The sequence below is a fragment of the Priestia sp. JV24 genome, assembly GCF_025910025.1.
GTDB lineage: Bacteria > Bacillota > Bacilli > Bacillales > Bacillaceae_H > Priestia > Priestia megaterium.
In genome coordinates this window covers 544358-555902 of record NZ_JAPCIN010000015.1, presented here as the reverse complement: position 1 = coordinate 555902, position 11545 = coordinate 544358, and the positions used below count along the sequence as shown (strand labels likewise).

11 protein-coding genes are annotated in these 11545 nt (G+C 39.1%); all 11 read right to left on the bottom strand.

The annotated features are described in order from the left end of the window. Positions 1-179 precede the first annotated feature (179 nt). The 11 genes from OK414_RS12170 to OK414_RS12120 all read right to left on the bottom strand — a co-directional run bounded on the left by OK414_RS12170 (position 180) and on the right by OK414_RS12120 (position 11531). Complete coding sequence (locus tag OK414_RS12170) at positions 180-1385, bottom strand: MFS transporter (RefSeq protein WP_034652024.1); 1206 nt, start codon at positions 1383-1385, stop codon at positions 180-182. A gap of 179 nt (positions 1386-1564) precedes the next feature. Continuing rightward, positions 1565-2737, bottom strand: a complete 1173-nt coding sequence (locus OK414_RS12165; RefSeq protein ID WP_034652027.1) for an iron-containing alcohol dehydrogenase — start codon at positions 2735-2737, stop codon at positions 1565-1567. A 190-nt stretch (positions 2738-2927) separates the two neighbouring features. Then, on the bottom strand, positions 2928-3389 hold the full coding sequence (locus OK414_RS12160; protein WP_034652030.1) for a GNAT family N-acetyltransferase: 462 nt from the start codon (positions 3387-3389) through the stop codon (positions 2928-2930). A 39-nt stretch (positions 3390-3428) separates the two neighbouring features. Then, complete coding sequence (locus OK414_RS12155) at positions 3429-3686, bottom strand: hypothetical protein (protein ID WP_034652033.1); 258 nt, start codon at positions 3684-3686, stop codon at positions 3429-3431. A gap of 66 nt (positions 3687-3752) precedes the next feature. Beyond that, a complete protein-coding gene (locus tag OK414_RS12150; protein WP_263045639.1) occupies positions 3753-4499 on the bottom strand; it encodes an MBL fold metallo-hydrolase in 747 nt (248 codons plus the stop codon). A 241-nt stretch (positions 4500-4740) separates the two neighbouring features. Continuing rightward, positions 4741-6222 (bottom strand): amino acid permease, encoded by a 1482-nt coding sequence (locus tag OK414_RS12145; RefSeq protein WP_013083183.1) that lies wholly within the window; start codon positions 6220-6222, stop codon positions 4741-4743. 101 nt (positions 6223-6323) lie between these two features. Next, a complete protein-coding gene (locus OK414_RS12140) occupies positions 6324-6602 on the bottom strand; it encodes a YokU family protein (protein ID WP_013057076.1) in 279 nt (92 codons plus the stop codon). Between the two features lie 2 nt (positions 6603-6604). Continuing rightward, on the bottom strand, positions 6605-8014 hold the full coding sequence (gene ablA, locus OK414_RS12135; RefSeq protein WP_028408513.1) for a lysine 2,3-aminomutase: 1410 nt from the start codon (positions 8012-8014) through the stop codon (positions 6605-6607). A 42-nt stretch (positions 8015-8056) separates the two neighbouring features. After that, positions 8057-8536 carry a GNAT family N-acetyltransferase gene (locus tag OK414_RS12130; RefSeq protein ID WP_075419896.1) on the bottom strand — a complete coding sequence of 160 codons (480 nt, stop codon included), beginning with the start codon at positions 8534-8536 and terminating at the stop codon, positions 8057-8059. Next, the gene (locus OK414_RS12125) at positions 8524-10044 is read right to left on the bottom strand and encodes a M81 family metallopeptidase (RefSeq protein ID WP_034652044.1); all 1521 of its coding nucleotides are present in this window, start codon (positions 10042-10044) and stop codon (positions 8524-8526) included. The genes OK414_RS12130 and OK414_RS12125 overlap by 13 nt, the downstream gene beginning before the upstream one ends. A gap of 29 nt (positions 10045-10073) precedes the next feature. Further along, a complete protein-coding gene (locus tag OK414_RS12120; protein ID WP_095379724.1) occupies positions 10074-11531 on the bottom strand; it encodes an aldehyde dehydrogenase family protein in 1458 nt (485 codons plus the stop codon). Positions 11532-11545 lie beyond the last annotated feature (14 nt).

The window sequence follows — 11545 nt, the reverse complement described above, 5'->3', positions numbered from 1 at the left end:
TGCTATTTGATTATAAAGATATTTTTAGAAAAATTTAATGAGAATTTTTCTAAAAAAAGGAAAGGTCGACATAGATTCAACCTTTCTTTTTTTATTTTTTATTAAAATAGATATTAACCATTTATAAAGTTACATCTTTTTCAGCCATCTCATTTAGTATTCTTTTTTTGACGTAGCATTTATTTCATAGGCTGCAAATGATTATTAGCTTTTTGTTTGGCATCACGCTGAACGAAAAAAATGATGCAAAGCGCCAGAAGATATAAACATGCAAAAGCTGTTATGTACCAAAGTGCTGAGGTGATTCCGCTTACATCCATAGTAAAGCCAATAAGTGCAGGGAAAACAGCTCCTCCAAGCCCTGAAAAACCAGTAATTAAACTTGTTACAATACGAGCAGATCCAGTAAACGTATGGTTAGCATATACCATCGTTATCGAATAGATACCTGACATTGCAAGTCCTAAAAACCCTAATAAAATATAGCCTGCTACTGCTTCTTTTAACAAGATAAACAGCACTAAACTCACAATTGTTCCTCCAATGCTGCCAAAAAGATAACGTTCGTATGTAACAACTCGAATAATCCATCCAGTAGCCACTCGTCCTATTAGCATGGCCACCCAAAAAACGCTTATGCTCAAAGTAGCCTGTGACGGAATTACATCTAGATACGCGATAAAAATAGACGAAAGAAAATTATTCATACTGCTTTCTACTCCGGCATACATAAAAATCATCACACTAAAAAGAGTAAGTATTTTCCATCTTTGATTTTTAGCAAGCACAGGCGCAGGTTCTGAGTTGGCGTCTGAAGCTTCACTTTCTGAAGTTAAAACAGTCTCTTTTTTAAAAGAAATCATTTTACAGACCACAACCATTAGTAAAGCTAGTACACTCGTTATAAAAAATGAAAACCTCCAGCTGTTCTGTGAAATCAATAAGCTAGCTACTAACGGCATCAACAGCGCACCTAGACCAAATGACACTTCTAAATAACTCATAACAATAGCTCTTCTACCGATAAATACTTCCATCATTAAAGTAGCTACAACTACTTCCAATGCGGCTACACCAATACCGTTTAAGAAATTGAATGCAATAATCCACTCAAATGGAGGCAATAAAAGCATACCTATTTGTGATAGCGCTATCATTAGTGCAGAAACTGTAAGTAAATTCATTTCTCTGAAGCGTCCTAATAGAAAAGAAGATAGCGGAACTCCTATCAAAAATCCTAAAGAACCTAATAATACAAGCTGCCCGCCAACTGTATAGGACACATGATAATGTGTTAACAATTGCGGTAAGACGGACCCTACGGCTGTAATGACTAATCCGCCCAGCAAATAAAGCGCATATGAAGCTAGCGCAAACTTTTTCATCTCCCCACTCCCTTAAATTCTCTAAAACTTTCTTTCTGTACTTAATTATAAAGGTTTTTCTTTGGTTGTTAACTGAAATTTGAGAAAAAACCATTCTTCCTGCTCTACTTAATTTCCAGTCATTTATAAGATAAAACAAAAAGAAGAAGACAGATGTCTCCTTCTTTTTGTTTTTCACTTTACAGTGACGCTTTTAAAATAGCTAAAATATCATCTTTATTTAGTTTTTTAAAGTTACCGAAACCTCCGTACTCCATTTCACGAGCAGCAATTCCAGCAATTTCGTCTAGTCGATCTTCTCCGATATCGTAATCTGCTAAACGAGAAGGTGCACCAAGGCTTGACCAAAAAGCGCTTAGTTTATCGATTCCTTCTAATGCGATTTCTTTGTCGCTTTTACCTGCAGTTTCAATATCGAACATGCTTGTCATTACACGCTTCATACGAGTTACATCTTGATCTACAACGTGTCGCATCCAATTTGGGAATAGGATTGCTAAACCGCCTGCATGAGGAATGTCATATACCGCTGATACCGCGTGTTCAATTGTATGTGAAGCCCAATCGCCAAAGTAGCCCATTTGAAGTGTTCCGTTTAATGCGATTGTTCCGGAATATAAAATCGTTTCGCGATGCTCGTAGCTTTGCAGATCTTCTATTAATTTCGGCGCTGTTTCAATTACTGTTTGTAATACGGAATAGCACATACGATCTTGTAAAGGCGTGTTTTTCACGTTATGGAAATATTGTTCGAACACGTGGCTCATCATGTCTACCATGCCGTAGATAGTTTGATCTCTAGGAACAGACATTGTGTTCACAGGATCTAGTATAGAAAATACAGGGTGCGTAACGGCACTTCCCCAAACGTATTTTTCATTTGTTTCCCAATTCGTAATAACAGAATCAGGATTCATTTCAGAACCTGTTGCTGCCAATGTTAATACCGTTCCAAACGGCAGTGCTTTTGTAGCCGTTACTTTTTTGTTAATAATATCCCAAACGTCTCCTTTATACTCAGCTCCGGCAGCGATTGCTTTTGTGCAGTCAATAACGCTTCCTCCGCCGACTGCTAACATGAAGTCAATGTTTTCATTTCGGCAAATTTCAATTCCTTTTCGTACCGTAGATAGTCGAGGATTTGGCTCTACGCCCGCTAACTCATGTATATTTACGTTTAACTCTTTTAACAGCGTAAGAACTTGATCGTATAAACCATTTTTCTTAATGCTTCCTCCGCCGTATACAAGTAAAATATTTTTTCCATATTTCGGGAGTTCTTCTGATAATGCTTGAAGCTGATCTTTTCCGAAGATTAATTTTGTGGGATTATGATAAATGAAATTTTCCATACTATCTGTATACCTCCTAGTTGAATATAAAATAGATTGTCGCATTACGCGAACAAGAATGTAAGTATAAATGTAAAACAAAAATTTTTCAAGAGTTAAGTTCTCATATCGCGTACTTTATTTTATTAAGTAATTAAAACAAAGAAAATGGCTTCTTAGATATAAAAAAGAGAGCAAGTAAATGCTCTCTTTAAAGTTCTTTATAAGCCATTTTTCTATACGTAACAAATCCTTCTTTTTCGTAAAAGCTTTCGGCAATCGTATTATCATTCCAATAATCTAACTCAATTGTATTGATGTCGTTTGTACGAGCAATGCTATAAATTTCTTTCATCAAACTCGAACCAAACCCTCTGTTTTTATAGGGTTCTGCGATGTTTATTTGATGAAGATAAATTGACTTGTAAGTCTTTTTAAACACTGTCTCTGAATACTGCTTTATTTCCAGCCAAGCGAATCCCACATGCTGACCTTCGTCTTCTCCTAAAAGAAAGATAAATCTATCGTCTTTCATCACTTTCTTAAAAAATTCATGTATCTTCTGAAAATCATATGTTTGAAAGCGCTCGGGGTATAATTCTACATGCAGTTGATGAACAGACTGATTAAGCTTGGCAATTTTACCAGTATCGAAAGTACGGCTAATCTTCAATTTTTTCTCTCCTATATATCTCGTATTTAGCAATGATCGTTATGAATTTATTTCGTTTAATATAGCCGGTGCGTTTGAGGTAAATAACAGATAGTTTTTATTGGTCGTTTTTATAAAGATGCGGTCAGTGGTTCCGTACGGAGGGCCAATTCGAATGGCGTTTGCTTCTTTACCCCCGTACGTGTCATCTTCCGTTACTTCAAGAATGTCTTCTAACGGAATCGTAAAGTGTGAAAGCTGCCATTTTATAATGAGATTATCATTTATTTTTCGGACACTGATAGTTGGTGTAAACATTTTATACATCCCCTTTGGTTTCTATTTTCCCTTCCTTCTTCTAGCAAAAAACAAGTTCATTTCCCCTTAACTTTCTAGCTGTGCAATGTGTTCTTTTATCCTTAAAATTGCTTCTTTCGGACAGCCTTGAAAATAGCCTCCATGATAACAAATAACATGCTCAATGTCGTAGTGTAAGAAGTTTTCTAGTGATTGAACTGCTTGGTCGATATTTAAGGTCGTTTGTTTAACAGGCCCCATTAGTTGTCCATTTGCCAACACTAAAGCATCTCCAGCAACCAGCGTTTTTGATTTTTTTAAATAAAAACTAACATGCCCAGGCGTATGTCCGGGAGTGAAAATAACTTCAATGCCTCCACAGTATGGAAGCAGTTGACTTCCTTTTAATACTCTATCCACGTCAACTTTTGGAGGGTTTTTATACAAATATTTTATGTCGTCAGGTATAGCTGCTAGTTCTTCGTTACTCATTCGACTCGCATTCGTTTTAATAAGCGGAAGTTTCCCTTCAATATACGGCTTATCAAATTCATGAGCATATACGATAATATTTTCATTTGATTTTTTTCGTATATCAGTCGCACATCCTATGTGATCTAGATCTTGATGCGTTAGAAGAATTACTTTTAGCTGTTCAATAGATAGATTCAATTCACTTAAGGCCTCTCTCAGTTGATCGGTTTGCCCAGGCATTCCTGTATCAATTAGAATAGCTTCATCGTTATTCCAAACTAACGTAGGATTTAATATTATATTTTGGTCAAAAGCTCTGGCAGTCAACTGTAGCATTTCAACACCTTCTGAAATTCTCATCACAAACCCCTTTTCCTATTAAAGTTACGAAGGTTTTAACCTCCCATAATTGTGCAGATTCCAACGTTATTCTTGAATTTTATCAATAAATAAAATAAAAACCAGACTGGAAAAAAATCACTTTTTATGCTATGATATCTATATAACAAAGCGTAAAATAATCGATTTTTATAAAGAGAAAAGATGAACCCCACTGTCCGAGGTTCACCTTTTCTCTTTGTCGTTAGCCACTTTGGTTTTTTTATTTCTTATCTTCTCTTTGGATACACTCATGCAAAGGTACAACCTTAGTTTTCTTTGCTATTTTATACCCCCACCACGTCGCTAAAAAGAGAGGCAGACCGATGTATGAGACCGTCAAGCCGTACCAATCAATTTTGTCAGAAAGTACCGCTTGATAATTCTGTCCTAGAATAACGATGAGGCACATTCCAAATGCAAGAACAGGACCTAGAGGAAACCATTTTGCTTTATACGCCAGTTCATCTATCTCTCTTCCTGAAGCAACATATGCTTTTCGAAAACGATAGTGGCTGACGGCAATACCAATCCAGGCAATAAATCCGCTCATGCCTGAAGCGTTTAAAAGCCACATATACATTTGATCGCCAAAAATTGATGTTAAAAAGGCAAGACCGCCAATGATAGTGGTTAAAACAAGCGCGTTTACTGGAATTCCTCGACGATTAATTTTTCGAAGCGCTTTAGGCGCTTGCCCTTCATTTGCCATGGACCACAACATTCGCGTAGAAGCATATAAGCCAGAAGTTCCGGCTGATAAAACCGAGGTAAGAATAACAGCATTCATCACTGAAGCAGCTGCAGCAATTCCTGCTTTTTCAAAAACAAGCGTAAATGGACTAACAGCAATGTTATCCACATCTCCTCCTAGAAGAGATGGACTTGTGTAAGGAATGATGAGCCCAATTACAGCAATGGCTGCAATATAAAATAGAAGAATACGCCAAAAGACTTGGCGAATGGCTTTTGGTATATTTTTTTGAGGGTTTTCACTTTCCCCCGCCGCAATGCCGACTAGCTCTGTACCTTGAAAAGAAAATCCCGCGATAAAGAAAATGCTTAGTACGGACAGAAATCCGCCGTTGACCGGCGCTTCTTCTAATGTAAAGTTTTTAAAGCCGATATATTCACCGCCGAAAATGCCAAAGATCGTCAGAAGGCCCACTCCGATAAACACAATGATGGTTACTACTTTTACGAGAGCAAACCAATATTCAGATTCTCCATAGCTTTTTACAGATAGGAAATTAAGTAAAAAAATTAAGCCTAAAAACAAAGCGCTCCAGATAATACTTGGCACATCAGGGAACCAAAACTTCATAATAATAGCAGAAGCAGCTATTTCTACAGCGAGCGTAACAGCCCAGTTAAACCAGTAGTTCCAGCCGAGCGCAAAGCCGAGAGCTGGGTCTACATAATGACTGGCGTACGTTGAAAAAGAACCTGATACCGGCATAAACGTGGCCATTTCTCCAAGACTAGTCATGAGAAAGTAAACCATAATTCCAATGGCCCCGTAAGCAATCAGCGCTCCTCCAGGTCCGGCAGTTTGGATGGATGATCCGGTAGCTAGAAATAAGCCCGTTCCGATTGATCCTCCAATGGCAATCATGGTCATATGACGTGCTTTTAAATGGCGTTTTATATGCTTATCGTCCTGCTTTTTTTCTTCTTCATTACGATTTATATCGACCGCTTCCATACTTATCCCACCTTTATAAATGAACTATGCGCACATGTTTAACGTAAAGCGTATAAGAATATCCATCTCCCACAAAAAGCAGGAGATGGACCCTTCATTGCTTACTTTGAAAAATCAAAATAGTTTCGTTTTAATAGACGAGGCAGGCTCATAAGCTGTTCGTACGTTACACTTTTTTCTAAGGCAGAAGTGTTGATTAAAAACAGTTGATCTTCAATGTGTCCAACCGTTTCATCTGTTTGATACGTAATTCCGCATTCTGAACATGTAATGGAAGGCGTCTCTTTAATTTCTATAGCTTTTGTGCCGTCAGGAAGCTCCCAATAAACCGTTGCATCCGTCTCTTTCGCTTCATAGGATTCGCACCATTGACATTTCAATATTATTCCTCCTTCGCTCCCGCCGTTTCGTATTTTTTCATTTGCGTTTCAAATTTTTTCTCTTTTAATTGATCGCGCTTTTCACGCTTGTCTTTCAAAGAGCTATGCTCTGGATTTTGGTCATACGTTTTCCGGCGGTCAAGACGGTTTAGACCTTCCGGTGTTAAGTTGAACTTTGTATCATCAATAATTGAAAGAACACCGTTGCTTTCAAATTTTTCAAATACTTCAGGATATACTTTTTTATAAAATTCTTCTGCGCTTCCACTTTGGTAATTTTGCGGCTCCGGATAAGATGTAATAACACCTTCAAAGTTTCGAAGCACCACTTTATTGGAGCTTTGAGAAATAATATAGTTTGGCTGCAGCGGAATTTTACCGCCTCCTCCAGGAGCATCCACGATAAACGTAGGAACTGCATAGCCGGACGTATGGCCGCGAAGTCCTTCCATAATTTCTAGCCCTTTACTGATCGGCGCACGGAAATGGCCGATTCCTTCTGATAAATCACATTGATAAATGTAATAAGGACGCACGCGAATTTTTACTAAATCATGCATAAGCTGCTTCATGATTGGCACGCTGTCATTAATTCCGGCTAAAATAACCGCTTGGTTTCCAACTGGAACTCCTGCGTTCGAAAGCATTTCACAAGCACGCTTTGATTCTTCTGTAATTTCAATTGATGTGTTAAAATGCGTATTTAGCCAAACCGGATGATATTTCTTCAAGATATTGCACAGGTTTTCTGTAATGCGCTGCGGGAACACCACCGGTGCTCTTGTACCGATACGAATAATTTCTACGTGCGGAATATCGCGCAAATTTTTCAAAATATATTCTAAAATATTGTCATTGATTAATAGGCCGTCTCCTCCGGAAATTAATACATCACGGATTTGAGGGTTGGCTGCAATGTAATTAATAGCTGTATCCAGCTGTTTTTTTGGAACCCCCATGCCAATTTGCCCTGAAAAACGTCTTCTGGTACAGTAGCGGCAGTACATAGAGCATTGATTTGTAACTAAAAACAGCACGCGGTCGGGATAACGGTGTGTTAACCCAGGAACCGGTGAATCTTCATCTTCATGAAGCGGATCTTCTAAATCATACCTTGTTTTATGCAGTTCTTCTGAAATAGGAACGGACTGCATTCTGATTGGACATTTCGGATCGTTCTCATCCATTAACCATGCGTAGTAAGGAGTGATATTTAACGGAATCGTTTTGGTTGCAATTTTAACACCTTCTTCTTCTTGAGGTGTTAAATTTATCACTTTCTTTAAATCTTCCAATGTTTTAATCGTGTTTGTCAGCTGCCATACCCAGTCGTTCCACTGCTCGTCCGTTACATCTTTCCAAAGCTCGATTTCTTTCCAATGTCTGCTTGCTTTATATAATGTATTTTTCATTTTATATTCCCTCCAAAGTTCATTTTTTGAATAGATTTTCTACTAAGAAATTGACCGCACCATGTAATAGCGGTCTTCTCCTTCGCCAAACTCTCCTGCTCGCGTTTCTTTAATGGTAAAGCCCATTTTTTTATACAGCTTCACAGCCCCTTCATTTTTTACATTCACAGTCAAACAAACGCTTTCGAAATTATCTTTTTTTAGAATCGAAAATATTTCTTCTAAAAACAGCTGTCCAATTCCGCTTCCTTGTTTATCAGATCGGACGTAGAAACCAAAGATATAAGCTTTTGTGACATCTTTGTAATCTCGAAGCAGCTCGCAAATGGCAATTGGCCTTGCGTCATTTTCCTGGAAATATTGAATAAGCTTGCCGTAGCGCGCTAAAGGTACAAGCGTCTGTTCATCAACGGCTCCCATGCCCGGAAACGCATCTTTTTCAAGTTCAATCATCATCTTTTGCTGCTCCGGATTTAACGATTCCGGCACTTCGATATAGTACTGCTCTTTTAATGCATCCATTTTTCTTTCCTCCTTTTTTCACTTTCATATTTGACATCTTGCAGCGGCCAGATTAACTTTGGAATGTGCTGATAATTAAAGGTCGTTAAGCGATTTGATGCTACGCCTGGAGCATCCACATAGATGATAGATCCTACAAGCGGTTCAAAAGCGGCTCTGAAATGATTTTTAGCTTTTAAACCGATGATTTTTTTCGTCGTTGGCTCAATGCCAATATGGCGAAAAAGTTCAGGATCGTTTGCTGATACCGGCCTTCCAATCAGCAAAATATCCAATTCTCCTACTCGAATATGAGCTGCACCTTTTACATTTACTTTCAAATGCTGATTAAACGGTCCCGAATTGTAAAACTCACCTTCTGATAAACCAATGACCTTTGCTTCAGCTTCAACGGGCTTTCCAAACTCAGGAGAAACTTTTCCTCCTAAGGAAAGAGAGACGTAATTCCCAACTCCTGCTTGCACGCATTGTTTAATAGATTCAGGGTCATAAAGACCTCCAAACAGTGTCCCCGACATATTTAGCTTCAGCATGTATTTCAAAAGTTCTGTTGTATCGCCGCTTCCGCAGCTTAAAGGATTATCTGCTATATCAGCGAGCACTGTCGGCTTTGTGTTGGATAGTTTTAACGCTGTTTGCAGACCTTCTTCAACGGTAGGCAAATCGACTATAAATTCTTCTTTTATATTCCAAAACTGAGAAGCTAGTTTATTTGCTGTTTTTTCTGCTTTTTCAGGATTCAAAGCAGCTACGAGCACGCTTGCTCCGGCGATTGGAATATCGGAATATGGAAAGCCTCCAAAAACGGAAACATTATATACGTCTTCTTCTTGCTCAGCTTGCTTAGCAAGGTCAATCATTTTTTTCATAGGGCCTTCTGCTGTTCGCATATTAATTGAGGGCAACAGCATAGGCAATTTTTTTAAAGACGCATAATAGACAGCGCTTTCTTTTATTTGTGTTAAAAGCGCTCGCGCAGCGTTGACTCCTTGTTCGTACATATCAACATGAGGATATGTTTTAAAACCAAAGTGAAGCGGCGTGTACGTAAGCATGTCTTCACTGACATTTGCATGCATATCGAGCGTAGTAGCAATAGGAACGCTATTTCCTATACAGCTTCTTATTTGACCTAACAAATGAGCTTCAGGATCGAAAAGATGCTCTACTACCATTGCACCGTGCAAAGCGATTAACAAGCCATCTAGCGGGCCGGCGTGAGTAAGCGCATGCAGCATTTGCTTTTCAATTGTGTAATAAGCCGCCGAAGATACAACCCCAGACGGAACTGCAGCTGCACAAACAAGGGGAACGATTTCTACTTGCTTCTCTTGCTTTAATACATCCAAAAATCCCCCTACTTCTGTTTTGGTTCCTGAATATGCTTTATATATTTCCGTTCCAACAAAATATCCTTCTTGTACAAACTGTTCTATTTCTGTTTTTAACGGACTAAAGCTGTGAGATTCATGATAAAAAAAGGCAATGCCAATGCGATATGAAGACATGTGCTCCTCCTTTTCGCTAAGGTGCGAGATTAATAGTTGGTGTAGACAGACTTCCATTCTGTCATTACATCAAATGCATGATGAGAAACTTCTCTGTGGCCGTTGCCAGACATTTTCATTCCTCCGAATGCTACTCCCATTTCAGCATTCGATGTTCCGTTATTGATATAGACTAATCCGCTAACAGCGTCTTTCGCCGCTCGGCTGGCATAATGTAAGCTTCTTGTATAAATAGAAGTGGAAAGTCCGTACATCGTTCCATTATTGACGCTCATTGCTTCTTCATAGCCATTTACTTCAATAAAAGCAAGCACGGGGCCAAAAATCTCTTCTTGAGCAATTGTGTGATTCGAATGGACGTTATCGATGATTGTAGGCATGTAATAACAAGCCCCTAATTCTGATAAAGCACGACCTCCAAGCGCAATATTCCCGCCTTCTTCTAACGCTTTTTGTACGTAATCTTCTACTAAACGACACTGCTGTTCATTAACAAGCGGTCCTATCACAACCCCTTCATCAAGACCATTTCCAATCTTCATTTCTTCTGTAAGAGCTATTACTTTTTTCAACAGCTCTTCTTTTACTGAACGATCCACGATGACTCTGCTAGCTGCGGTACAGCGCTGCCCCGTTGTCGTAAATGCTGATTTAACAATTCCTTCTGCTGCTTTATCCAGATCGGCATCCTTTAATACGATAACCGCGTTTTTTCCTCCTAGCTCTAAAGAAATTCGTTTTAAGGTTTTGCTGCTCATTTCTGCTAACTGCTGACCAACTTCCGTAGAACCTGTAAATGAGATGATTTTCACTTCAGAGTGCGTAGCAAGCTTTTGTCCAACGATTCTGCCCGATCCCGTAAGCAAATTAATTGTTCCTTTTGGAAGCCCCGCAGCGTGCAATACTTCCATAAAAATCTTCGCTGAGAGCGCCACTTCTGAAGCCGGCTTCCAGACAACGGTATTGCCAGCGATTAAAGCGGCAAACACTTTATAAGAAGCGAGAGAAACAGGAAAGTTCCAAGGTGTAATACATGCTACAACTCCAAGCGGTTCGCGAACCATTTTTATATCTCGGTCAGGAAAGCCAGCAGGCACTATTTCGCCAAACAAACGTCTTCCTTCTCCCGCCATATACTGAGCTGTTGCAATGACGACACCAACTTCGCCTATTGATTCTGTCAGCGGTTTTCCCATCTCTTTTGTCATCACTTGAGCTAGCTCTTCTTTTCTGTCTTCAAAAAGCGAAGCTGCTTTTGTTAAAAATGCTGCACGTTCAGGAATAGATGTATTTTTCCAGTAGCTGTAGGCTGTACTAGCCGCGTTTACCGCAGCATCGACTTGACTAGCCGTAGCGGCTGCACACGTTCCGACGAGCTCTTGTGTTGCAGGGTTTATACTTTCAAAATAGGTTTGCTCCTCTTCACTTACCCACTCGCCGTTAATATATAAATTTCCTTGCAGCAGTTCGGTTTTAGTTTCACTCATATTGTTACCCTCCT